Source organism: Bacillus salipaludis (genome assembly GCF_004358205.1).
This window is the reverse complement of sequence record NZ_SMYO01000026.1, coordinates 1-25,633: the sequence shown is the minus strand read 5'-3', so window position 1 is coordinate 25,633 and position 25,633 is coordinate 1. Positions and strand designations below refer to the sequence as shown.

17 protein-coding genes are annotated in these 25,633 nt (G+C 36.4%); all 17 read left to right on the top strand.

The window, feature by feature from the left end; translation table 11 throughout:
* The first annotated feature begins 26 nt into the window (after positions 1 to 26).
* On the top strand, positions 27 to 407 hold the full coding sequence (locus tag E2K98_RS27365; protein WP_133339778.1) for a RidA family protein: 381 nt from the start codon (positions 27 to 29) through the stop codon (positions 405 to 407).
* Positions 408 to 508: 101 nt separating this feature from the next.
* The gene (locus tag E2K98_RS27360) at positions 509 to 1,459 is read left to right on the top strand and encodes a sugar phosphate isomerase/epimerase family protein (protein WP_133339777.1); all 951 of its coding nucleotides are present in this window, start codon (positions 509 to 511) and stop codon (positions 1,457 to 1,459) included.
* A gap of 188 nt (positions 1,460 to 1,647) precedes the next feature.
* Positions 1,648 to 3,033, top strand: a complete 1,386-nt coding sequence (locus E2K98_RS27355; RefSeq protein ID WP_133339775.1) for an HAD family hydrolase — start codon at positions 1,648 to 1,650, stop codon at positions 3,031 to 3,033.
* Between the two features lie 931 nt (positions 3,034 to 3,964).
* The gene (locus E2K98_RS27350) at positions 3,965 to 5,296 is read left to right on the top strand and encodes a polysaccharide deacetylase family protein (protein WP_133339773.1); all 1,332 of its coding nucleotides are present in this window, start codon (positions 3,965 to 3,967) and stop codon (positions 5,294 to 5,296) included.
* A 1,330-nt stretch (positions 5,297 to 6,626) separates the two neighbouring features.
* Positions 6,627 to 7,004: a JAB domain-containing protein gene (locus E2K98_RS27345; protein WP_133339771.1), complete on the top strand. Its 378-nt coding sequence runs from the start codon at positions 6,627 to 6,629 to the stop codon at positions 7,002 to 7,004.
* A 518-nt stretch (positions 7,005 to 7,522) separates the two neighbouring features.
* A complete protein-coding gene (locus E2K98_RS27340) occupies positions 7,523 to 9,319 on the top strand; it encodes a sensor histidine kinase (protein WP_133339769.1) in 1,797 nt (598 codons plus the stop codon).
* Complete coding sequence (locus E2K98_RS27335) at positions 9,294 to 10,886, top strand: response regulator transcription factor (protein ID WP_235824949.1); 1,593 nt, start codon at positions 9,294 to 9,296, stop codon at positions 10,884 to 10,886. Before E2K98_RS27340 ends, E2K98_RS27335 begins: the two co-directional genes overlap by 26 nt.
* Before the next feature lie 37 nt (positions 10,887 to 10,923).
* Entirely contained in the window at positions 10,924 to 12,258 is a 1,335-nt protein-coding gene (locus E2K98_RS27330) for an ABC transporter substrate-binding protein (RefSeq protein WP_133339768.1), read from the top strand.
* A 285-nt stretch (positions 12,259 to 12,543) separates the two neighbouring features.
* Positions 12,544 to 13,446 (top strand): ABC transporter permease, encoded by a 903-nt coding sequence (locus E2K98_RS27325; RefSeq protein WP_133339817.1) that lies wholly within the window; start codon positions 12,544 to 12,546, stop codon positions 13,444 to 13,446.
* Positions 13,447 to 13,470: 24 nt separating this feature from the next.
* Positions 13,471 to 14,355, top strand: a complete 885-nt coding sequence (locus E2K98_RS27320; protein ID WP_208025435.1) for a carbohydrate ABC transporter permease — start codon at positions 13,471 to 13,473, stop codon at positions 14,353 to 14,355.
* Between the two features lie 37 nt (positions 14,356 to 14,392).
* Complete coding sequence (locus E2K98_RS27315; RefSeq protein WP_133339764.1) at positions 14,393 to 16,027, top strand: ABC transporter substrate-binding protein; 1,635 nt, start codon at positions 14,393 to 14,395, stop codon at positions 16,025 to 16,027.
* A 116-nt stretch (positions 16,028 to 16,143) separates the two neighbouring features.
* On the top strand, positions 16,144 to 17,625 hold the full coding sequence (locus tag E2K98_RS27310; RefSeq protein WP_133339762.1) for a glycoside hydrolase family 32 protein: 1,482 nt from the start codon (positions 16,144 to 16,146) through the stop codon (positions 17,623 to 17,625).
* Positions 17,626 to 17,741: 116 nt separating this feature from the next.
* Entirely contained in the window at positions 17,742 to 21,533 is a 3,792-nt protein-coding gene (locus tag E2K98_RS27305) for a GH32 C-terminal domain-containing protein (protein ID WP_208025434.1), read from the top strand.
* A gap of 33 nt (positions 21,534 to 21,566) precedes the next feature.
* Complete coding sequence (locus tag E2K98_RS27300) at positions 21,567 to 22,544, top strand: carbohydrate kinase family protein (RefSeq protein WP_133339760.1); 978 nt, start codon at positions 21,567 to 21,569, stop codon at positions 22,542 to 22,544.
* Positions 22,545 to 23,557: 1,013 nt separating this feature from the next.
* Positions 23,558 to 23,854: a hypothetical protein gene (locus E2K98_RS31290; RefSeq protein ID WP_165976404.1), complete on the top strand. Its 297-nt coding sequence runs from the start codon at positions 23,558 to 23,560 to the stop codon at positions 23,852 to 23,854.
* Complete coding sequence (locus E2K98_RS27295; RefSeq protein WP_235824948.1) at positions 23,844 to 24,200, top strand: DUF2085 domain-containing protein; 357 nt, start codon at positions 23,844 to 23,846, stop codon at positions 24,198 to 24,200. Before E2K98_RS31290 ends, E2K98_RS27295 begins: the two co-directional genes overlap by 11 nt.
* 1,207 nt (positions 24,201 to 25,407) lie before the next feature.
* Positions 25,408 to 25,506: an ArdC family protein gene (locus tag E2K98_RS31860; protein WP_165976403.1), complete on the top strand. Its 99-nt coding sequence runs from the start codon at positions 25,408 to 25,410 to the stop codon at positions 25,504 to 25,506.
* Positions 25,507 to 25,633: the final 127 nt, after the last annotated feature.

The window sequence follows — 25,633 nt, the reverse complement described above, 5'->3', positions numbered from 1 at the left end:
ATTATAGATAAAAAGGAGTTTTTATTATGAAAGAAGCAGTTTTAACAAGTAATGCACCACAACCTATTGGGCCATATTCCCAAGCGGTACTATCAAAAGGGAATCTCTATATTTCGGGGCAACTCCCTTTAAATCCTAATACTAATAAATTAGCTATAGGCATTGAAGATCAAGCAAGACAATGTTTAGAAAATTTAAAGCATATTTTAATAGAAAAAGATCTTGAAATGAATTCAGTTTTGAAAACAACTATATTTGTAACTGATTTATCTGATTTTCAAACTGTAAATAAAATTTATGCTGAATATTTTTCGGAGCCTTTTCCAGCTAGGAGTACCATTCAGGTAGCAAAATTACCTATGAATGCAATGATTGAAATTGAATTGATTGCTGAGGCAAAAAGTTGATCTATTATTCTTTTTTTGAGAAGGATTGTGTTTAGTTGTTTTGTTGCTAGTTCTTCCCCAATTTAAGAGCTTTTATAAATTAACATAAAGGTGTGTGAAACATGAAAATTGGATTAGAAACAGAAACCTTTCACTTGCAGTTTATTACGGGCCGAATGAATATTTTCGATTTTATCAGAAAAACTGCTGAATTAGGATTAGACGGAGTCATGATCAATATTATTCCATGGCCGGGGTTACCAGGGTGGGGTACTTTAGAATCACTTGATCCCGAGTATTTAGAGAAAGTAAGAAAAGAAATTCAAAAGTATGGATTTTTCGCTGAAATCGATACAAATGGATTCGATCCGGAACATTTAACTACGGTCATTGAAGCAGCCCATCGAATTGGCGCGGATGTAATTCGTACATATGTCTGCATGGGAGAGTATGATCAGGAAAGACTGAGGAGAGCACCTGAAGATATTAAAAAAATCGTACCGTTGTTAAAGAAATATAGAATCAAGCTTGCTGTGGAAAATCATGAGGAGGAAACATCAGATGAAGTGATTCAAATGATTAAGGAGGTCAACAGTTCTTGGGTTGGTGCTCATTGTGATTTCGGGAACGCAATGATGGCATGGGAGGACCCGGTTGAAGCTGTAAGAAAATTAGCACCATATGCTTTTACAACTCATTTTAAAGATCATATTATCGTCCATGATGGCGAAGAATACAGGGTATGTGGCGTACCTGCTGGGACAGGCAATATCGATCTGGAAGAAAGTTTTAAAATATTGGTTGAGAATTCAATGTTAACTAGAATCAACGTTGAAATGTGCTTCCCGTATGCCATCCATTTTAAGAGAGAACTTGGTACAGGTGGAGTCTTTGCAGTTGGCGAAGGAGCATTTAAAGTGCAACAACCTCCTTATGATTTAAATGTAATTAAACCATTAGATTACTATTATCCACCAGAAGAACTTTTAGAACAAATGATTGAGGATCAAGAAAAAGGTGCAGAACAATCTGTTAGGTATGCTCTTGCATTAAGAGATAAATATTGCCGCTAAAGACTAAAAAGGGAGAGGTTCTTTCGGGAATCTCCCTTTTTGGGGTAGTACCAGCGAAGCTGTCACCACCCGCAATAAGAAGACATCAAAGATCTTACTGAAGAACGCTAATGCTACATAACGGACACCGACATACAATGTAGCAATATGCTAAATATTAATACAGATAAGGGAAGGATGTTTTTTTTATGAAAAAATCAAAATTTAAACTGTTATTTAGTAGTATAGTATTGAGTTTAGTTCTTTTATTATCAGTAGCTAATCCTTTCGCACTAGCTATTGCCTCAGATACTAACAGATCTTCAGCAATTACCTACCATGGACAAGTTTTAGACAGTGGCAAATGGGCACCAAATACATATAAAGCTATTAATAATTTAATCCAGGAAAATCGCACGCATAATAGTAAGAGAAAACCATACGCTGTTTTTGACTGGGATAATACCTCTATTTTTCAAGATACAACAGATAACGTTTTAAACTATCAAATTAACAATTTGAAATATAAAATGACACCGGAACAATTCGAATATTCTTTTACGCATGGAGACAATAAGCCTATTCCTCAAGAAAATTTTGTAGAGCCCTACAAGAATGTAAATGGTCAATCTGTCAATATTTATAAACTTTCTATAGATGTTGTTTCCGATTATAAATATTTTTGGGCCCATTATAAAGGATTAAATCCTAATGCTGATGGTACATTATCAGATATTGCAGCTGTTCAAGCGACAGATCAATTTAAAGACTTTAAGGCGAAAATATGGTTTGCTTATTCTGCTCTTATAGACACATTTGGTGAGGATGTTGCATATACATGGCAGCTTAACATGTTTGTGGGTTATACTCCTGATGAATTAATACAATTATGCAACGAAGGCATTGCTTATTACTTAGCAGAAAAAATACAAAACGTGTATTTTGACAGTCCTGCAACGCTGCCTGGTATAGCAGGGGAAGTTAAAAATAGTGTAATAGGCAACTATTTTACACAAGGACTTCGTATTATCCCTGAAATGTCAAACTTAATGAATACTTTACGCAAAAATGGGATTGATGTCTATATCTCTACTGCTGCCATGGATACAGTAGTTAGATCCTTTGCTTCAAATCCATTGTATGGCTACAATGTACCTGAAGCAAATGTGCTTGGCTTGCGTTTAAAAGTAGATAATGCAGGTCGATATAAAGCAGAAATTCCAGATAAGAAGGATTATGCTATTAATGTTAAACACGGAAAAGCATATAATATTAACAAATATTTAGTTCCGAAGTACCGAGCAAATCCTATTTTGATTTGTGGTGATAGCAGTGGTGATTATGAAATGATGACAGAGCTTTCAGGATTTAATAATGTTAAAATGATTAATGATAAAGAACCCGTAAAAATGGTGCTTATTTCGAATCGTATCAAAGGTGAAGGTTTAGGGGAACTTAGTAAAATAGCTGTATCTCAATTGGGTACTCCTAATCCTTCCATTGTTCTTCAAGGAAGGAATGAAAATACCGGTTTGTGGATACCTGATGAACGAACTTTAAGACTTGGCAAAACCTCTTTACAATTAACAAAATAAGTTTTTTAAGAGTTGAAAAATGTTTATTTTAGCTTGAAAATAGTAACTATCCACTGGGCCACGATAAAAAACAATTCGCAACGATCTTCTGAAGAACGTTGCGACTAATAGATTCTTTCATTACAAAGAGATTCCTATCATGGAATCTCTTTGTTTTTTTAGGCATTGGATTAGGGAGATATGAAAACTGGGTGAACATTGTCAAATGTGCTGACTATAAAATATAGAACTTTATGACAACATCGGGCGTGTATTTTATGCTTCTGTTTCTTTACAACTTTCAAAACTGATGGAAGCAGCATGATTTATACTGCAGTGAGGAAATAGGGATCTAGGTTGCTGATAATCTTCAGCTGTTTCAGGTAGATATCGACACCTGTAGCTAATTTAGGAGTAAGTCCGCATGCCTATCAAGCTAAAACACATCAATACCCAAAAGGCGAGAAAAACAGGCTATCCTATGTGAAAAGAAAGTAGCTCGAATGGCGCAGCTTTTCGGCTGTAACGTAATTGTAAATAGCCAAATATGAATAGTTTTGTGGACTGTTAGGTTTTTATTTGTTTTAAAGACAATGATATTAAAAATGATGATTGCAATAATGAGTCCGATTATAACGTTCACTTTTTTCTAAAACCATTTTATAATTTTGGACCCCAAAAAGTTAGAATTTCACTCTAACTTTTGGGGTGCAGTACATTCACTCAGTATTAAAATAGAGAAATTGGGCTTTTTTCGTTTCACCAATAAGTGCCCTTTAATGGAATATAAAATGATTATTGTAAATGACTGATTTTATTTGTTTTTTAATTAATGCAGGAGTTACGCCTTTTAATGTCAAATTAAGACAAAAGACAATAATTTACGCCAAACATTTACATATTGTGAAATATTTACACTAAACTTGGATAAGACAGAAGGGATTAATATATCATGAAGCATTCTTTTTTAACAAAAGGTAAAATCCTTTTATTCCTTACACTCATCTTTATTGCCGGATGTGCCGCCAACACCACCCAGCAATCATCGGCCACTTCTTCGCCAAAAAAGAGAAAACAATTAGAACTAATAAAACAAATAGAACAAAAAGTACATAAAGAACACCTATTAGCAAAGGCTAAAGCCTCAGCCCAACAATATGATTATCAAAAAGCTTTAACACTTTTAAAAAAATCAAGTATTTTAAAAGATGAAGACATTCAAAATGCAATAGATACATACGAAAAACAAAAGAAAAACCTTGTGACATGGCCAGACAATAGCAAGATTCCTCATTTATTTTTTCACTCATTAATCGTTGACCCATCCAAAGCATTTGACGGGGATGACATGGCCCAAGGTTATCAAGATTACATGGTAACGATCGCTGAATTTAAAAATATTTTAAATCAATTATACGAGAAAGGGTTTGTCCTAGTGAGTATTCAGGATATAGCGAAACTTAACAAAAATGGGAAAATGGTTTATCAAAATATTAAATTGCCATCAAATAAAAAACCATTGGTATTGTCTCAGGATGATGTTAGCTATTATGAATACATGAAAAATGACGGATTTGCCAAAAACTTAACACTTGATGCCAATGGAAATCTTACAAATACCTACATAAATAAAAAAGGGAAAGTCGTTCAAGGAGCATACGATTTAGTTCCTATCTTGGATCATTTTGTTGACAAACACCCAGATTTTTCTTATAAGGGAGCAAAAGGAATTATTTCGTTAACGGGGTATAACGGAGTGTTGGGATATCGAACGTCGGAGAGTCAATATGGCCCAAATAGTGATAAACCAAATCCAAATATCAAAAAGGATCGGCAGCAAGCGAAAAAAGTAGCCGATGCTATGAAACAAGAAGGATGGGAATTTGCCTCTCATACTTGGGGACACCTAAATGCAGAAAAAGTATCCCTAGATCTTTTAAAAAAAGATACCTCTAAATGGAAACAAGAGGTGGAGCCGATTGTCGGACCCACGGAAACCATTATTTTCGCTTTTGGCAGTGATATTGGAGACTGGAGGCAATATTCTAATAATAAATATCATTATTTGAAAAGCCAGGGCTTTGATTACTATGCCAACGTTGACGCATCAAAAATTACCTGGTCTCAATTAGGTCTAAATTACTTCCGACAATCCCGTATTAATGTGGATGGCTTAAGGATGCGTGGAGCATTGACCGGAGAAAACGAGGTATTAGAACATTTTTTTAATGTCAAACTTGTTTTTGATTCCTCACGACCAAATGCTAAAACATTAATTCATTAAGGTCTCACTGTAGGCATAGGCAAGAATTTATTCTTATTTGAACCATTCACAAAAAACAATTGTCGTAACGATTAAAAAGAATACAAAGAAAATTTAAAGCCATTCTTGTATAGAATGGCTATTTATTTAATAATCAAAAGGTCTAAATTTGACCACAATGTTTGTTTTTGTTGTACAATCGCGCCAGTTTGTTTTTAGATTTAGTGTATATAATTAAGAATATGTATATATATGTATGTTGAAAAATTTATAACCATAAAACTAACTATATTTTCAACAAATAAGTTAACATATATAATATCATATATTTGTATTACATTAATATTGATATATGTATATAATAGGTGAACGATTTTCCAATTTTATAAAAATATCATTATATAACTACTTAATTTCAATAAGGAGATGTCAGAAGTTCATTTGCCATGAACAAAAAACGGTTTACCATTTGGGTAATTTTTAAGCGAGTTTTAATGACTAAACTTAAAATAGTAGTTCCTTTTCTTAACGTTTTTATGAATTTTCAATTAAATCCACCCTTTTCCTTTTCATTCCACGACCTATATTCATATAAAATTCTTCCCCTTTTGTTTCATGCCGTCCACAAAGCATTAAGGCTACGACTTTTTTCAGAATTTAACATTTTAAAATTTAAAACTAGGTCCAAAGAATATCGAACTTCTTTTAGGCGGCAGCACTACGGACTGATCAGAAAGGAAAAAGCACCCTTTCTGTCATTCCGTACATGTCGCTTCGGCATTAAATGGACCGATAACCACGGACTGTACGGCTCGCACCTACATTCCGTAGGTTCCTGTTCCATTTACGGCTAACGCCGCCATACCGAACGAGCTGAAAACCAAAATCAAAAGATTGAAAGAATAAAAGAATAAAGAACAAATGGAGAGCAGCCGTATTGGCTGCTTTTATTGTTGATTTTTCCCTTTTGCCTTCCGAATCGTAAAACAGCGCAAACTTTCTAACCTTCCAGCCGGTAGGACACCCGAACCTTTCCGGCTAGAAACTAAGAAAGCAAGTCAATCGGTCAAGGGGCAAAAAACTTTTTTGCTTAAAGACACTGTCGCAACAGCAAAAAACTTTTTGTGCTAAGAACGCCCTTGACCCATTGCCTATGCGTGTTTTTCGTTCTACTTGCAAAAGGGGAAAAATCATCCCCTTTTGGGGACGTTATTCGCCTCTCAAGGCAAAAGAAAAATGGAAAAACGAAAAACAAGAAGGAAAGGGAGTTTAGAGAAATGGAATTCATGTCAATCTTTGAAGTTGTGCGAATCAAGCAGGAAATTAAGGAGTCGCAGGAACCGTTTGTAAAATATCTATCCGTTCACCTGAAGATGCTCATCAATTAGCGGCCTCTTACATTGCAGATGAAGACAGGGAAGTACTCCTTGTGTTAATGCTTAATACGAAAAATCAGGTAGTGGGGTTACATAGAGCTCATATTGGGAGTTTAAATGCCAGTATTGTTCATCCTAGAGAGGTGATGAAATGCGCTATTCTCAATAATGCTGCCTCTATTATTGTCAGCCATCAACATCCAAGCGGAGACCCCACCCCGAGTAGGGAGGATATAGATATAACTAAACGTCTTGCAGAAGCGGGTAAAATTCTAGGTATTGAAGTTCTTGACCATGTTATTGTTACTCATACCGGGAACCATGTAAGTTTAAGGGAAAAAGGACATCTATAAAAATACTAATTATCAGGAGGAGTAAGATTTCAGATTTCATAAAGATATGAAAGTAGAAACAATTGAAATGGGAGACTTTATTATTAGAAAAATGAACCAGCATCGGATGGATCACCACCAATGTTGGTTCACGAATAGATAAAAAACAGATGTTTTTTCTTGATTATAGAACGCAGGCATCGAGCCTGCTTGACGGTTGCTGATGCAACTTTTTGCAGGATGACTCAGAGTAGAAAGGAAACCATTTGCTGAAGCAAATGGTCATTACCATAGTTAAGTATGCAACGGGTGAGAATAGACCCAAGTGAATAATCTTCACTTGGGTGGTGCTTTAAGTCGCGATAGAGATCTTGTTCATTAAAATATAAGAATATTTTTGTGAATTCTTACAGAAATAAAATAACCTTGGTACGTGTGGAATGGATATGTTAAATTGAATTAATAAAATAAAGTTTCGATTAGATTATAAATTTACTTAATATTGTAAGGGTTTACGTTTTTTTGTGAGGGGGGCTGATATGTTTTTTTCCTTACGGAATCGTTTATTTATCGTATTTACTTGTTTATTAACCATACCATTAATCATACTTTCTATTATTATCCCAAGCTGGTTTACTTCCATAATTGAAGAACAGACTCAGGAGTTAACTGTGGAGGCAATGGACCAATATTCGCTTTTTATTGACTCGATCACCACACAAGCGAAAGATCTAGGGAAACAGGTACTTGTGAACCAGACGACACAAAAATGGCTAAAACAGGAAAGTGAAAATGCAAATATACCTGAGGTACAGAGATTGTTACAGAAGAATCAATTAAAAATGCTGTTATCTTCAATGATGGTTAACAATTCAAATGGAATGTCTATTTCAGTTGTTCTTAATGATGGTACGAGTACTTGGGGGAATATTCCTAATTTAAATCAAGTGGATTGGTATAAGGACTTTACTCAAAATAAGCAGCAATTTATTAGGTCACATATTGATTCATTTCAGCCAACTCAAGGTAATATTAATAGCTATATTTTGCCCCTCTTTGATATGAATACATTTGTTCCATATGGGATTATAAAGGTGAATTTTCCATCGGATTTGCTTAAAACACCTTTAAATAAAACCAAGATTGGCAGAAACGGCCATGCCTATTTGATCAATCAAAATGGAGAGAGTATATTGCCGGGAAAGATACGTACACCTAAGAAGGTCTTAAAACAAACCTTAGTCAAAATAAATAATGATAAAAATCAAAAGGGATTAATTGAAACGAATAATAATGGAGAAAAATACTTAGTTTTTTATAAAAAGTTAGGAGTGGGCGATTGGATTTTAATTAGTGAAGTGACTAAATCGGAATTGTTCGCCAAAGTTACACATTTACAAAGGAACCTGCTATTAACAAGTGCCATCGTGTTTTTAATAACGATTCTAGCATCATACATGATTTCTTCCAATATTGTTAGTCCATTGGGTAAACTGGCAAAAGCAATGAGATATATAGAAAGTGGTGATTTTTCCGGCGCTAAACGCTTTATGCCGACTATAAAATCAGCTAAAAACGAAGTTGGTTACCTTATAACGGTATTCAATCAGACGATTGATCGGTTAAAAAACTTGATTGAAACCGAATATGAAGCCAATTTACGCCGGAAAGATGCCGAATACAAAGCTCTATTGCTGCAAATTAATCCTCACTTTTTAAATAATACGCTTGAAATTATTGGCGGTTTAGCTATGCAAGAGAAAAATAAACAAGTGATGGATGTTAGCATTCACTTAGGTAAGATGATGAGATATTCTCTAAATACCCAAAGTGACGTAGTGAATTTGGGAGAAGAGTTAAAATATATCCGAAGTTACACTGAAATATTAAAGGTTAGATATGAAGATGCAATTACCATTGATATTGAAGAGGATATAGGGACAAGAAATCTTCCCATTATTAAATTTGTTTTGCAGCCGCTCGTAGAAAATGCTGTGAAATATAGTTTTATAGAAAAGACATCAGCAGAAATTTTTATCAAAACCAAACAAAGTAATCATTTGGTATTTATTGTTATTGAGGATAAGGGCATCGGAATGTCTGAGGAATTGATTTCGGATCTGATGAGTATGGAAACGAAAAATGACATCAAAAATGTACTTATGAGTAAAGGAAGCAGCATCGGCCTTAGAAATGTCATCGGTCGTTTGAAACTTTACTATGGTTCAAATTTCACTTACAGCATTGAATCTGAAAGGAATTCAGGAACACGGATTACGTTATGTATGAATGTTGATCGGGGTGAAGGACATGATGAAGGTGATCATAACGGATGACGAGGTACAAATTCGTAAAGGTTTACGAATGAAGGTGAATTGGGAAGAAGAAGGGTTTCAAATAGCAGGGGAGGCATCCAATGGGGTGGAAGCACTTGAATTGCTCCGTTCTTTGGATATCGATGTAGTTATTACGGATATGAGAATGCCGATTATGGATGGGATTGAATTTGCAAAACGCTGTCAACTGGAATTTCCAAACGTAAAAGTGGTTGTTTTATCTGGTTATTCGGATTTTGAATATGTAAGAGGATCGCTGAAGGAAGGGGTAAAAGATTACCTGTTAAAACCAGTTGCCCCGGATGAATTAATAGAGATACTAACTAAGATTCGTAAAGAAATAGAGGTAGAGAAGAGGAATCAAGCCGAATCAGCTCGATTGCAAAGGCTTGTACATTCCCAGCTCCAGGAAGTCCAGGAGCAATTTCTGCTTTATTTAGTAAAAGAGGAATGGCTGGAGTTAGGCATGGTAACAGAGAGATTGCGTCAATTACGGTTGGAAGAACTTGTGAATGAAAATACAGAAGTACAATTTGTTACGGTTGAAATTAGAGAGAATACAGGTAATCCGAATAGATTAAAGGAACTTTGGCTCACCTTTCAGATGGTTTGTAAGGAAATTGCGAAGGGACATTTCAGAACGTATTCTTTTTATGACCCCAGTTATGCAAATATGATTCACTTTATATTACTTCTTGATTCAGAAAAGGAAAATAGTCCTGTAAGTTTAGTAAAAAAATTACAAAGGTCTGTAAAAGAACTTTTGAATTTGGAAACTGTTATTGGAATTGGTAATGTAACCAGTGGAATTGCAAATTATAAGACAGGTTATATTTCTAGTTTACTAGCTTGGAGTCAGAGTCAACTTGGTTCACAATCACAGGTGATGGATGGGTCGAATGTAAAAAAGGAAGTATTTGAATTTTCACCTGATATGGAAAGAAAGTTAACAAATGGAATTGAAAGTGTTAATTATGATGCGTTTAAAGAAAATATTCACATTTTATTAGGCGGAGACCGGAATCTCTCGATTATGTCCTTTACATTTGCAGCTAATCGCGTGTTATTTTTGTTAGGATCGCTCGCAAGAAAATATAATATTGAAACAATCGATTTTCAAAATTTAATGTGGAAGTGCCAGCAAAGTATTTGGGAGCTCAATTCGCATAATAAAGTGATTGAGTATCTCCTACAATTAGCAAAGCTAATTATAGAAAAGGTGCAAATGGCCCGCTTTTCTAATGGAAAACTAATTGTTGCTAGTGTTCAGCAATATTTGGACCAGCATTATGCAAGTGAAATTTCCCTTTCCTTGTTATCAGAACTTTTCCATATCAATAGTGCTCATTTATCTGAAACATTTAAAAATACGGTTGGACAGAATTTTAGTGATTATCTTGTTCAATTAAGATTAGAGAAAGCCAGGGATTTCCTGAAAGATAGACAGCTTAAAATCATTGATGTAGCGAACTTAGCAGGCTTTTCAAACTCAGGCTATTTTAGTACCGTCTTTAAAAAATATTTTGGACAAACACCTGTGGAATTCAGGAATTCAATAGATTCATAAGTTTTATTTTTAAAAGCAGGAAGATGAGGGTATGTAAATGAAAAAGTGGATATTTTTGATTATTTTTGCCTTCATACTTATAGGCAGTTTCCTGTATGCGCTATCTTTTTTGGATACATTCTCAAAAAGTAAAGCTGGACATGGTAAAAAAACAAATAAAACGAATCAAATCCATCTGACCTTCTGGCGTAATAACGGAAACGCAGCGGAAAATAAAGCATATGAAGAATTAGTTTCTTCTTTTGAAGCAGTCAATCCTAATATAAAAGTTCATATGAGGTCATTCCCATATGGTGATTATGAAGTAAGGCTGAGAACCGAGCTAGCTACTGGAAACCCTCCCGATATTATGACGATTGACAGTCCAACCTTGGCCCTTTATGCCAATACAGGTTCATTATTATCAATCGATTCCTATATGAGAAAAGAGGGAAAGATTGAAGACATCCCCGAATCGACACTAAAAGGAATGAGTTTTCAGAATAAAATTTACTTGGCCCCAATTGTTGAATCCAGTATAGCCCTATTTTATAATAAGCACCTTTTTAAGAATGCAGGTATCCCATTTCCTTCTGGAGACCCCAATGAACCAATGACATGGGAGGAAGTGCTAAAGATTGCCAAAAAACTTACCAAACCAAAAAAGGGAGTGTATGGAATTGATCCCGCACAAGGGTTTAATGATGGCGAGTCTCCTGCCTATTTTAAAATGCCGCTTTTATGGCAGTTTGGGGCGGATGTTTTAAGTCCAGATGGATCAACCGCAAGTGGATATTTGGATTCAAAAGAGGCATTAAAGGCATTGCAATTTTACCAGGATTTATACCAGAAAGATAAAGTTGCAGCTTATGAATTGCCACCAGACCCATTTGTATCGGGTAAAGTCGCGATGACTGTCCTTGGCTCTTGGACATTAGCAGAACTGGAGAATAATGATTCTACATTTAAGTTAGGGAGAGATGTAGGAGTTGCCCCATTGCCTAGGGAAAGGTTTCAGGTCGTTCCAAATGGAGGATGGGCACTCGGGATCTCCTCCAAGACAAAATATTCAAAAGAAGCATGGGAGTTTATCAAGTATGTTACGAGTTATGAAGGGATCAAAACATATGTGAAAGAAACTGGTGACATACCTGCCAGATACTCTGTAGCTAAAGATTTTCCTGAATTTAATCAATATCCTAAAAATATTTTCTTACAGCAAGCACAAAAATTTTCAAAAAATCGCCCTATTACTCCCGCATATCCTGTAATCAGTGACGCAATAAAGACCTTATTTGAAGAAGTTGGTCTTGGTGGATATGATGTAGGAGTTGCTGCAAAGGAAGCAGTGGAGAAAATTAACATAGGTTTAAAACAAATACAGAAGCCATAAAAATGAAATCCTCTAGTTAAAGACTAGGGGATTTTTTTATCCTTAAAAATAGCTTCACTATGGCCGCATGCATATCAAGCTTGTTGTATAAAGGGTGAAAACGATTTCAAATGCCGAAAATATTAAATGCTCCAAACCAAAAAAATTGAAATATTCTTTTCAGTCTCTTTGTTAAAGTAAAGCCAGAAGAAATAAATCAAGAGAGGAGGAAGCATTGTGGAACAGGTATACGAAAAATTAGAGAAGCGTCCAAACGAAGTTAGGAAAGCAAAAGTAGGAAGTAAGATGTCGAAAAACTTAAAGTATATAAAGAACAATTATCAATTATACCTTCTTGTTCTTCCCGCATTGATCCTACTTATTATTTTTAAATACGTACCGATGTACGGTGCCATTATTGCATTCAAGGATTTTAATCCATTGCAAGGAATTATGGGAAGCCCGTGGATTGGGTTTAAGAATTTTGAGAAGTTTATGAGCACTCCCGATTTTATGAATCTATTAAAGAACACTTTAAAACTGAGTGCATTTGGATTAATTTTTGGCTTTCCAGTACCGATTATTCTAGCACTTATGATGCATCGAATTAAAAGAGTAGCTATTAAGAAAAATATCCAATTGATATTATATGCACCAAATTTTATCTCAGTGGTAGTTGTCGTCGGTATCGTGTTTATCTTTCTATCTCCCGTTGGACCAATTAACCGTTTAATCACTTTTTTTGGTGGAGAGAGCATCTCCTTCATGACAGAACCTGGTTATTTCAGGACCCTTTATATTATTAGTGATATTTGGCAATTTTCTGGATGGGCCTCTGTTGTTTACTTAGCTGCGCTTTCCAATGTAAGCCAAGACCTCATTGATGCAGCGAAAATAGACGGAGCGAATATTTTACAGCAAATATTTCATATTGATTTGCCAACCATTAAACCGATTATGGTGATTCAATTTATTTTAGCTGCCGGGAATATCATGAGCATTGGTTTTGAAAAAGCCTATTTATTGCAAACCTCGATGAACCTTCCTGCATCTGAAATATTGCCAACCTATGTATATAAAATTGGCTTGCAAATGGGGGATTATGGTTACTCAACAGCAATAGGACTCTTCAACGCATTGATCAATGTAATCTTACTGATCAGTGTGAACCAAATAGTAAAACGGTTAAACGAAGGAGAAGGTATATAAATCTAATGGATGGAGGTGAATAAAATGTTCAAGCATCAAACGAGGGTTGATAAAGTAATCCTAACGACAAACGGAATCATTTTGACATTTGTTGTGCTTGCTATTTTAATCCCATTAATTTATGTCATTATGGCATCGTTTACAGACCCAGCTACATTATTAAACAGTGGAATCACTCTTAATCCAGCTAAATGGACACTTCAGGGATATTCACGATTGTTTAAAGATGGATCAATATTAATCGGCTTTAGGAATTCGCTCTTTTATTCAACAGCTTTTTCTATTATTTCAGTTACGATCACGTTGTTCGCTGCTTATCCATTATCGAGGAAGGATTTTGTTGGCAGAAAAGTGATTATGACCCTCTTTATCATTACGATGTTTTTTGGTGGGGGATTAATTCCAACATATCTTCTAGTAAAAAACCTAAATATGCTAGACACTATTTGGGCCATTTTATTACCAGGTGCTGTAAATGTATGGAACATCATTTTAGCAAGAGCTTATTTTCAAGGAGTTCCTAATGAATTACGGGAAGCAGCAATGGTGGACGGAACATCTGAAATCCAGTTTTTCTTTAAAATTTTACTTCCATTAAGTAAACCTATCATAGCCGTATTAGTATTATACCAATTTGTGGCACAATGGAATTCGTATTTTGATGCTATGATCTACCTGAAAAGTGATAACTTGCAGCCCTTACAGATTGTCCTTCGTTCAATCCTAGTTCAAATGCAACCTAGACCAGGAATGATCCAAGACGCTCAAAATACAGCACAGTTACAGCAAATAGCTGAAATGGTCAAGTACTCTTGTATTGTAATTTCCAGTTTGCCACTAATTATCATCTATCCATTCTTCCAAAAGTACTTTGAAAAGGGAGTAATGGTGGGGTCAATTAAGGGATAAAAAATGAACAAAGACAACTAAAGGGGGTTAAGAGAAAATGAAGAAAAAGAGAAAAATGAGGTTTTTAGTAACAGCAGCACTCCTTACAAGTTTACTAGCTTCAGGTTGTACGAATTCCGCCAGTTCGGGGAATAAGGCAGAAGGGGATAATTCATCTCCAAAATATGAACTGAAAGCTATGAAATTTCCATTAGACAAAAAGGTAACTTTAAAATTCTTAACACAAAGCTCGCCAATTGCACCAAAGGACCCAAATGATAAATTAATCTGGCAAAGGGTAGAAAAAGATACAAATGTTCATATCGATTGGACGAATTATCCTTGGGAGCAATTTGCGGATAAACGGAATTTAGAACTTGCAAGTGGAGATTTGCCGGATGCAGTTTTTCATGCTGGCTTAAGTGATAATGATATCTTGAGATATGCAAAACAAGGAGTTATTGTTCCGGTTGAAGATCTAATAGATAAATATATGCCTAATTTAAAGAAAGTCCTGGATGCCCGTCCGGAATATAGAAAATTAATTACTGCGTCTGATGGGCACATTTATTCCTTCCCATGGATTGAGGAGCTTGGAAAAGGAAAAGAGGCGATTCAAGCGTTAGATGACATTCCATGGATTAATAAGAAATGGCTAGATGAGTTAGGATTAAAGATGCCGACAACCACCGAGGAATTAGAAAAGGTGTTAATTGCTTTTAAAGAAAAGAAACCAGAGGGAAGAACAGACATCATTCCTATGTCATTCATGATCAACCATGGCGGGGAAGATCCAGCAATGCTCTTAGGTGCCTTTGGGTTAGGGGATAACTCGGATCATTATGTGGTATCAGAAGATAAGAAAGTTGTATATACAGCCAATCAAGAGGGATATAAAAAAGGAATTGAATGGCTTCACCAGCTGCAACAGGAAGGCTTAATCGATAAGGAGGCCTTTACACAAGATTGGAATACGTATGTAGCAAAAGGGAAGAACGGACGCTATGGACTATACTTTACTTGGGACCGAGCCAATATTTCTGGAAATAATGAAGATTACGTTCCACTGCCTCCATTAAAAGGACCAGACGGACGAATTTATGTAGCACGGACAAATGGGTATGGTTTTGATAGAGGTAGAATGGTCATTACGAGTGCAAATAAGAATCTTGAACTAACAGCTAAGTGGATTGATAAAGCTTATGAACCGATTCAATCTGTACAAAATAACTGGGGAACTTATGGAGATAAAAAACAGCAAAACATTTTTGAGCTAACTGGTAATGGTTCACTAAAACATTTACCACTTGGAAACACCTCTCCTTGGGATTTAAGGCAGAAGACCAATGTTGATGGACCTTTGGCTGTCTTGGATGATTACTATGGAAAAGTAACGACAATGCCAGATGATGCTGCTTGGAGATTAAATGTTTTGCATAAAATATATGTTCCATATATGAAAGCTACCTATAACTATCCTCCGATTTTCTTAAATAAAGAGGAACAAGATCAATTAACACAACTCGATTCAGTGATTAAACCATTTGTTGAAAGAAAGAAAGCGGAATGGATCCTAAAAGGTGGAATTGATAAACAATGGGATGCTTACTTAAAACAATTAGACAAAAGCGGGTTGCCTAAATTCCTTGATATTAAACAAAAAGCATTAGATAAATATAATGCCGGAGAATAGGTTAGGAATCTCGTAAAAATGAATTGATACTATTTAAGCCGAAACAGAATTTCGTTTCTGATCGGCTTATTTTTCTAAAAAAATAAGATTTGTATTTAAAAGGAGAACCGAATCAAATGAATCAAATTAATGTGAAAGAAAAGTTTCGTCCGCAGTTTCACTTTTCACCGGAATCGAATTGGATGAATGATCCAAATGGAATGGTCTATTATGCCGGAGAGTACCATCTGTTTTATCAGCACCATCCTTATGGTACGACATGGGGCCCGATGCATTGGGGACATGCTGTAAGCAAGGATTTAATTCATTGGGATCATCTTCCCATCGCCTTGGCACCTGATGAGCATGGAGATATATTTTCCGGTTGCGTAGTGGTCGATTGGAAAGATTCAACAGGATTTTTTAATGGTGCCTCTGGTCTTGTAGCGATTTTTACGCATGCTGATCAATATCCGGAATCGGGCCGTCCAAGACAGAGACAAAGTCTTGCATACAGTACTGATTATGGACGTACTTGGATTAAATATGAAGGAAATCCCGTATTAGTAGAGGACTCCATAACTGATTTTCGTGATCCGAAAGTATTTTGGCATGAAGAAACGAATAGATGGGTTATGATTCTTGCTGCGGGGAACCATATTCGGTTTTATACCTCACATAACCTAATGTCTTGGGAGTTTACAAGTGAATTTGGTGCAGAGTCTGGTTCACATGCTGGTGTCTGGGAGTGTCCTGACATTTTTAAATTACCAGTTGATGGAGATTTAAATTCAAACAAGTGGGTTATGATTGTTAGTATTGGCAATGATTCCGCTTATGTCGAGGGTTCTAGAACTCAGTACTTTATTGGTCAATTTGATGGTGTCTCGTTTACCAATGAGAACTCAGATGAAACAGTACTCTGGCTAGACCACGGAAGAGATAATTATGCCGGCGTTACATGGTCAGATATCTTAAAAGAAGATGGACGGCGGATTTTTATTGGTTGGATGAGTAATTGGAAATATGCAAATGAAACTCCAACCATTGATTGGAGAAGTGCTATGACACTTCCTAGGGAATTAACATTAAAAGAAACATCTGATGGAGTAAGATTGGTTCAAACTCCAGTGGCTGAGTTTGAGTCAATTCGTGGAGAAAAACAATCCTGGGATAATATTACCTTCGAGCCAGAGGAAAATATATTGGCTGATGTTTCAGGTGATCAGGTAGATATTATCGCTGAATTCGAGTTTCAATCCGCAACAGAATTTGGTTTTAAAATTAGAAAATCGGCTGATGAAGAAACCACTATCGGTTATGATGCTATAAAGAATTTTTTATTTATTGATCGTAATCGATCTGGGGTTTCGAATTTTAACAAATATTTTCCTTGTAAACATGGTGCCTCACTATTAAAAAGCGATAATCGAATAAAAATGCGAATTTTAGTGGACCGTTCTTCTGTGGAGGTATTTGCAAACGACGGGGAAGTGGTTCTGACGGATTTAATCTTCCCTCATCCAGAGAGTAATGGATTGGAGATTTATACAAAAGGTGGAAGTGTAAACCTAGTATCCTTATCTATTTATCAACTAAGTTCAATTTATCATGTGTAGCCTTTTAGGGATGCCTGTACTATTATTCAATTTTGCAAGAATAACAGGAAATCCCTAATTTTGTTTTGTTAATGCGTTTTGTTAAATCAATTTTATTCTGGAAACGAGGTCAATGGATGAAACCAAATTTAATAAAATGGAATTCTGTAATTTTGTCAATTGTACTGGTTACTTCCTCATTGGGAATGGTTTTTGTTCATCCGGCGAAAGGCAATGCAGCTGAATCAAATGAAATGGGGGAGGGGTCGACCATTTTTAAAAATGTAGCCAAAGCAAATACGAATCTAACAGACTGGCTAATTAGAGGGAAAGGCACCTTAGAAGATACTGAACAAGGACTGTTGCTTACTTCAGAACCAAAAGAGAATGTAATGGCAATATCAGGTGTTACATCTGAAAATTTTATATATGAAGCAGATGTAAAAATTATAGACAAAAATGCGGATGCCACCTTAGTATTCCGTTCTAATAAAGATGGATGGGACTCCTACTTGCTGCAAATCGTTCCAAATGCGGGAATCATTCGTCTTCGTGATGCACGCGATGAAAGGGAATTAAAAGAGGAACGCCAAGTTAAGGTACAAGAAGGTGGAATCTATCATCTAAAGGTGAAAGTGGTAAACGATAATATCAAAGTTTATTGGGAGAATAAGTATGCTCCGATTATTGATGTTAAGAATTCTACATACAAGAAGGGCTTTCTTGGTCTTAATGTATGGGATGGTGCAGCATTATTTCAAAATGTAAAAGTTAGCGAACTTTCAACAAATCTTGGCCCATCCCTATATAAGGAAGGAAGATGGGAACCAGCGATCAAAGGTTTGAAGGGAATTGCTATTGATGGTGTGAAAGCGAAACAAGTTTTCAATAAGAGTGCCAGTGACTTTGTACTAGAAGGAAATGTTTCTTTTGATCAAGATTCATCGGAAGCCGCACTTTTATTTCGTACAAATGATCAAGGAACAACAGGTTACCAGGCTGCACTTATTAAAGAAGGGAGTACTGTCAAAGCACAATTGAAGAAGGCGGATGGTACAGTTCTCAAAACATCCGAACGCTCCTATAAAACCCAAGAAGGTACCAAACATCATCTTGAAATTATAACAAACGGCAATCAAATCGAACTTTATGTTGACGGGTATTCTGAGGCAGCTATAAAAGTGGCGGATAGGAGTTACAGTACTGGATTTGCAGGATTTACTGTAACATCCGGTTCTGCTTACTTCCAGGATATTTATCTTGTTCCAGCATCGAACTATTATAATGAAAAATATAGACCCGATTATCATTATACTCCAGCTCGAGGCTCTGTCAGTGATCCGAATGGGTTAGTATACTTTGAAGGCGAATATCATTTGTTCCATCAAGATGGCGGGACTTGGGCACATGCAGTAAGTAATGATATGGTACATTGGAAACGCCTCCCAATAGCTTTGCCATGGAATGATAACGGACATGTATGGTCAGGATCTGCTGTAGCAGATACCAATAATGCTTCTGGATTATTCAATAATTCCGGTGGTAAAGGGCTGATTGCGTACTACACTTCCTTTAATCCCGATAAACCAAATGGTAATCAGCGTATTGGTCTAGCCTACAGTACTGATCAGGGGCGTACTTGGGAGTATTCAACCGAGCATCCAATTGTTATTGAGAACCCGGGCAAGAATGGAGAAGATCCTGGAGGCTGGGACTTCCGTGATACTAAAGTTGTCCGAGATGATGCGAACAATCGATGGGTCATGGTTGTATCTGGAGGGGATCATATCCGCTTCTTTACTTCCACTAACCTAATTGATTGGAAGCTCACAGATAATTTTGGTTATGGAAATTATGTTCGTGGCGGTGTATGGGAATGCCCTGACCTCTTTGAACTTCAGGTAGACGGTACAAAAGAGAAAAAATGGGTTCTAATGATAAGTACAGGGGCAAATCCAAAGACGCAAGGATCCGATGCGGAATATTTTATTGGTGATTTAACTTCTGAGGGTAAATACATTAATGACAATCCTGCGGGTAAAGTGCTGAAAACGGATTACGGAAAGGAGTTTTATGCGTCTACCTCCTTCTCCAATATGCCGAATAACCGCCGTGTGATGATGGCATGGATGACCAACTGGGATTATCCATTCGCTTTCCCAACAACGGGCTGGAAGGGTGAATTGACGATTCCAAGAGAAGTAAGATTGGTGAAAACAGATGATGGGATAAAACTTGCACAAACCCCAATTAAGGAGCTTCAAACAATTCGTAGTACCATTTTCCAGACCGAGAATAAGGTTGTAAATCCGTCGAATTTTTCAAACTTGTTGAAAGGAATCTCTTCAGGAGCCTTTGAAATTGAAGCTGAAATTGAAATTCCTTCTTCCTCCAATGAATTAACAGAATTTGGTTTACAAGTTCGTGAAGGGACTGACCAAAAAACAGTTGTTGGATACAAACCAGCAGATAATCAAATATTTGTCGATCGTGCTATGTCAGGAGAGACTGATTTCTCAAGTCTTTTTTCCACTCTGCATGAAGCTCCTTTAAAACCGGATAATAAACGGATCAAAATGAATATATTTGTTGATGATTCGTCCATTGAAGTATTTGCAAATGATGGAAAAGTTGTTTTATCTGATGTGATTTTTCCTGATCCTTCAAGGCGTAGTATGAACTTCTACACAAAGGGAGGAGAAGTGAAGGTTATTTCATTAAAAGTACATTCACTAGAAAATATTTGGAATCAAAAAGCAGATGAAGAAACAAGTATTGTAATGGATACAAATCAAAGAGAGATGAATATTGGTGATAATCTATATCTGTTTGCTTCCGTAGAGAACGGAAAAGGAAAGGGAACGCAGCCAATTAAATGGACATCTAGTGATTCGAATGTGGTGAAGGTTGACTCGTCTAAAAACTCCAAAGCAGTAATAAAGGCGGTAAGTAAAGGAGAATCGGTAATTACAGCCTCTACACCAGATGGTAAGGCTTCTACAAGTGTAGTTGTAAGAGTGTATGATGGTGAATTCTTTACAAATCTGACTGGATGGAAACCAGATCTTTCTGCCTCCCAATGGATTATTACAGAAAATGGAATCCGTGGTACGTATATAAGTGATGCAAACTATATCGCCAAGGAAACTGCAGGAAATTTTACTTACGAAGCAGAGATGACGCTGGGGAAAAATGGAGGAGCAGGTTCCATTCTGTTCCGGGCAAGTGAAGACGGTAGAAATGGCTACTACTTCAATCTTGACCCAAATATGAAGGCTTTTCGTCTTTTTTACAAGATTGACGGTGGTTTTGAAGACCGGATGGTAATAGCGAAAGTCCCTGCTTTTATTCAACCTGGAAGGACATATAAGGTGAAAATTGAAGCGAAAGGACCTCACATCCAGATTTATGTGGATGATCAGAAAATCATCGATTTACAGGATGGAACCTTTGCAGAAGGCCATTTTGGTTTAAATGTATTTGGAGGTCAAACAACCTATCAAAATGTGAATGTTAGCAATCTGTCAGAAGCTAAATTAACTGTTACTAGCTTTACGAATCCATCAACTGGCAAAGCGATTTATACTGCTATGTCTCAAAACGGTGAGCCCGTGACTGTAGCTGATACAGAAAATGCGACAAAATGGATCTTAATTCCAACTGGTGATGAGTATGGTACATATTCTATACGTACCGAGGGCGGCAAAGCGCTTGATCTGGATACAGGGCAAAATAAAATTCAACTGTACACCTACCTTGGTTATAATAATCAGCGCTGGATAATTACAAAAAATGATAATGGAACTGTAAGAATCACATCTGTGCATAACGGAAAGGCACTTGAAATATCAAAAGAGGGAAATTTGAAACTAAATGATGTGAATCCGGATTCAGAACGTCAGCAGTGGACACTTTCGTCAGATTTATAAAGGAAAAAACTGAGTAAAGGCAGGTTTAACGAAATGGATACAAAATCATCGATTATTTGTATTGGAGAATTACTAATCGATTTTTTCTGCACCGATGTGGATATGGATTTAATCGAAGGTCGAAAATTTGAAAAACAGGCAGGTGGAGCTCCTGCTAATGTTTGTGCAACGATTGTGAAATTGGGGGGCAGTGCTTCTTTCAGTGGTAAAGTTGGCAATGATCCGTTTGGACACTTTTTAAAAAAAACATTAGATAAAGTAAAAGTCGATACCTCCCTTCTTGCGATGGATGATGAACATCCTACAACCATAGCTTTCGTTTCGTTAAAGGCAAATGGTGAAAGGGATTTTGTTTTTAACCGTGGAGCAGATGCTTATTTGACGGTGAACGATCTTGATCAAAAAAGAATAAAAGAATCCACTATTATCCATTTTGGTTCAGCCACTGCTCTATTAGGTGATCCTTTTCGAGTAACCTATTTACAAGTGATGCAAGAAACTAAGGCTGATGGTAAATTTATTTCATTTGATCCTAACTTTAGACAAGACCTTTGGAAGGGAAGAAAAGGAGAGTTTATAGACCTAGTGAAAAAGGGAATCGCAATTGCTGATTTTGTCAAAGTCAGTGAGGAGGAATTAAAGATTATCTCCGGGACAACCAATTTAACGGATGGAGCCTTATTTCTTCATCAATTGGGAGCAAAAGCAGTAGCGGTGACGTTAGGGAATAAAGGAACATTGATCTCTAATGGCCAACATATGGAAACGGTTCCTAGTATTTTGGTTGAATCAATTGATTCTACAGGTGCCGGGGATGCATTCATAGGCGCAATGCTTTTCCAGTTAGTGAAAGAAGGAGATCCAAAAAGAGTATTGGATGACTTCGTACAACTAACAAAAATCATATCCTTCAGTAATAAAGTGGGTGCGATGGTCTGCACCAAGGTAGGGGCGATTTCGGCATTACCGACCCTGGAAGAGGTTGTCCATTTTAAAGAAATGCAAATTTAATGGTCTTTAGATTTGTAAATCATAACTTTTAAAGGAGGGTGGGTTCTATGAAACTAGGTTATATCGGTTGTGGGATTATATCCATTTCCCATCTTGAAGGCTTGGAAGTATTAAAGAAAGATGGGAGAGAAACATATAAATTAACAGCAGTTTGGGACATTCAGTAGTAAAGGGCTGAAGAGTTTGCTTCCGAGGTAGAAAAAAGATTAGGTAAACTGATGTATAACAAATTAGCAGATGATGCCGTATCATACACGTGGTTTATTTCATCAATAATTAATACCTTTTATACTTGGAAAAACAAAGAAACGAGGCTATAGGCATGTTGGGAGCTATGCTTCCTAATTTCTAAAGAGCCTGATACAAATAAAAAATCCATCCTCTAAAGAGACTTGAAACAACCTCTAAGGATGGTTTTTTCTTTATCTACAAAGACTTCTACTTTAATAAAAAATCCCCCAATAATTCCCTCGGAGACTTTCTCCGAGGAGAAAAGGTATTTATCGACTGAATGGGCACAGCAAAACCCGGAAAGTGGTTTCCAAAATACCTACGGCGATATCTCTTTAAAACTACGATTCCTTTTGGCAAGCTTTGAGTGTTGTTACGTATCAACATCTATTCGTTCGCCATGTCAAAGTCTCAAAACCAAGTGCGGAGCAAGGGTATTAGGAATACCGACTACGCTGGCGGTAAATTTATCTTTTCTCGTGAAGGTGCAGATAAATTAATGCAGGAAATTGAAGAATCATTAAAACTAGCGAAATCATAAAAAACTCCACCCCTGGCGGTTGGAGTTTTTTAGATGTTTGAATTATACGTATACCGTACAAATTAGGTTCCTTGGTCGTAAGAGAGGAAATAAGTCTAAGGAAGCTTTCGTGTTCTAGTGGAATCAGCGATTGGAAAAATACAGGAGGTTAAAAAGTACCTATTCCTATCGGGTTTGTCTTTTCTTACTCCCTTTTTTAAATTAAAATAATTGTGACGATAAACAGGAAGAAGGAAACAAGATGTTTTTCCTAAATATCATGTTTAGCTTAATTTTAAGCGTAAGCGGCGGCATTTTACTTCAAAAACATGGATATGTTTGGGGAGGTTCATTGCTAACAGTTGGGATACTTTTCCTCATCTATACGATTATCTATTATTCTAGAAAAAACAAAAGAATTGATTCGAGAAATAAAAAAAGAATAGAAAAAAAAGATAATGATTGGAGTATTTTTATTGATTGTATCGATTGCGTCGATGGAGACATGATAAATTGTGGACACGGACATGACTGCGGAGGGTTCGATTGTGGTACGTGAACTTTTCTACGACATCATAACGCTTCAGTTTGTCCCATGCCATCGAAGAAAGGACCGGACCATTTGCATTAACGGAAAATACTTACCCATTTGCAGTCGCTGCATGTCCATTCTGCTTGGTTATTTGTTCCTTATCCCTTTATTATTATTTCATATTCATGTAGCGTTTTGGTTAGGAATGGTACTGAATATACCTATGGTTGTCGATGGATACACACAATGGAAAAGATGGCGTACAAGCAACAATACACTTCGGGTGATAACAGGTTTATCCACTGGGATCGGTCAAAGCATGATCATTATTTTTCTTTCATTCCTTTTGATTCATTTATTAACAAAAGCATAAAAGTATAGTTTTACAAAAACAATCTTTAGTAAATTACAGAGTGTTAATTTCATGTGAAAAATTGGTAATTCCTTAATCTTAACTGCGCCTCAAAGGCGTTTTTTTGTGGAGATGCCAACTTGAGAGTCCCAAAAAGCTAGGTCGATCAGAGGTTCCTCGAAGTTGTTCTTCTGTAAGAGGTAGTTTTTTATTAATTTCGTGTGCATCAGGTAATTTTTATTGAAAAAATCCCTCAAATTCTAGGTTATCTTTGCTCATTCGATTTCACCGTGATGAATGGCTATAATTAAATAGTACAGAAATTTGATGAATTAGTGCTCGAAAGGACTCCCTCTCGAGCACTTTTTCTTCTTCGCCGTTTTAACACTTCACTTCCTTTCTCCATCTAGATAGCCGTAATATGATACGATCTTCTGATGTGGTTAAGCTATTAGTATTCCAATCCACCTTAAGGACGATTGTTTAGAAGGATTTAATGAATAGGGTCGAAATTTCGAATTTTTATTTTTAAAATATTTAGTAATTAAATATGAGCGGTTCTAGTTAGAGCGTACGGAGAAGGGTTAATCCTTCTCCTTTTTTTGTGGAGAAAATCAATCGATATGAATGACTTAGCATGCCTTAAGAGGGGGCATTTTTAAAAAAAGAAAAATGATGAAGATTCTTTTATTGGCGGCAGCACGACAGCTTGTAAAAAAGCAAAAAACGCTTTTTAACAAGCTGTAACGTGTCGCTGTGGCACTAAATGGATCGATAACCACGGACTGTACGGCTAACGCCTACATTCCGTAGGTTCCTGATCCATTTGCCTAACGGCCGTACCCCACGAGCCGAGAATCGTAAAAGCCATAACCAAAAGGAAAATTCCCGGTTTACTCCGGGAATCGTGTCGCTTTGCTCCTAATGATTTAATTTGCCCTTTTGCCTTCCGAATCGTAAAACAGCGCAATCCTTCTAAACTTCCAACCGGTAGGACACCCGAACCTTTCCGGCTGGAAGCTAAGAAGGCTAGTCAATCAGTCAAGGGGCAAAAAACTTTTTTGAATAAAAACGCTACGCAACATCAAAAAACTTTTTGTGCTAATCCCTTGACCAATTGCCTATGCATGTTTTTCGTTCTCCATGCCAAAAGGGAAAAATTAATCCCCTTTTGGGAACTAATCTGTTTCGGAAGACAAAGAAGCAAATCAAAAGGAGGAGAAACCAAATGAAAAAAAGCATTTACGAGATTGTAACAGAGCAGGTCATTGAGCAATTGGAAAAAGGAGTGGTGCCGTGGCTTTTGTTATCAAGACCTAATTTGTAAAAAGTAAAAAAAATAAAGGGCAATACATATTATACATGACTAATATGTATCACCCTTTTAATTCTTGCCCAACAATCGCGCCCGATTGTTGAATAACAAAAATATGAAAAATAGGCGTCAAAATTGG

What these genes read in the sequence shown, in the direction of transcription:
- E2K98_RS27365 (WP_133339778.1), top strand. Translation starts at nt 27, where the DNA reads ATGAAAGAAGCAGTTTTAACAAGTAATGCACCACAACCTATTGGGCCA.
- E2K98_RS27360 (WP_133339777.1), top strand. Translation starts at nt 509, where the DNA reads ATGAAAATTGGATTAGAAACAGAAACCTTTCACTTGCAGTTTATTACG.
- E2K98_RS27355 (WP_133339775.1), top strand. Translation starts at nt 1,648, where the DNA reads ATGAAAAAATCAAAATTTAAACTGTTATTTAGTAGTATAGTATTGAGT.
- E2K98_RS27350 (WP_133339773.1), top strand. Translation starts at nt 3,965, where the DNA reads ATGAAGCATTCTTTTTTAACAAAAGGTAAAATCCTTTTATTCCTTACA.
- E2K98_RS27340 (WP_133339769.1), top strand. Translation starts at nt 7,523, where the DNA reads ATGTTTTTTTCCTTACGGAATCGTTTATTTATCGTATTTACTTGTTTA.
- E2K98_RS27335 (WP_235824949.1), top strand. Translation starts at nt 9,294, where the DNA reads ATGATGAAGGTGATCATAACGGATGACGAGGTACAAATTCGTAAAGGT.
- E2K98_RS27330 (WP_133339768.1), top strand. Translation starts at nt 10,924, where the DNA reads ATGAAAAAGTGGATATTTTTGATTATTTTTGCCTTCATACTTATAGGC.
- E2K98_RS27325 (WP_133339817.1), top strand. Translation starts at nt 12,544, where the DNA reads ATGTCGAAAAACTTAAAGTATATAAAGAACAATTATCAATTATACCTT.
- E2K98_RS27320 (WP_208025435.1), top strand. Translation starts at nt 13,471, where the DNA reads ATGTTCAAGCATCAAACGAGGGTTGATAAAGTAATCCTAACGACAAAC.
- E2K98_RS27315 (WP_133339764.1), top strand. Translation starts at nt 14,393, where the DNA reads ATGAAGAAAAAGAGAAAAATGAGGTTTTTAGTAACAGCAGCACTCCTT.
- E2K98_RS27310 (WP_133339762.1), top strand. Translation starts at nt 16,144, where the DNA reads ATGAATCAAATTAATGTGAAAGAAAAGTTTCGTCCGCAGTTTCACTTT.
- E2K98_RS27305 (WP_208025434.1), top strand. Translation starts at nt 17,742, where the DNA reads ATGAAACCAAATTTAATAAAATGGAATTCTGTAATTTTGTCAATTGTA.
- E2K98_RS27300 (WP_133339760.1), top strand. Translation starts at nt 21,567, where the DNA reads ATGGATACAAAATCATCGATTATTTGTATTGGAGAATTACTAATCGAT.
- E2K98_RS31290 (WP_165976404.1), top strand. Translation starts at nt 23,558, where the DNA reads ATGTTTTTCCTAAATATCATGTTTAGCTTAATTTTAAGCGTAAGCGGC.
- E2K98_RS31860 (WP_165976403.1), top strand. Translation starts at nt 25,408, where the DNA reads ATGAAAAAAAGCATTTACGAGATTGTAACAGAGCAGGTCATTGAGCAA.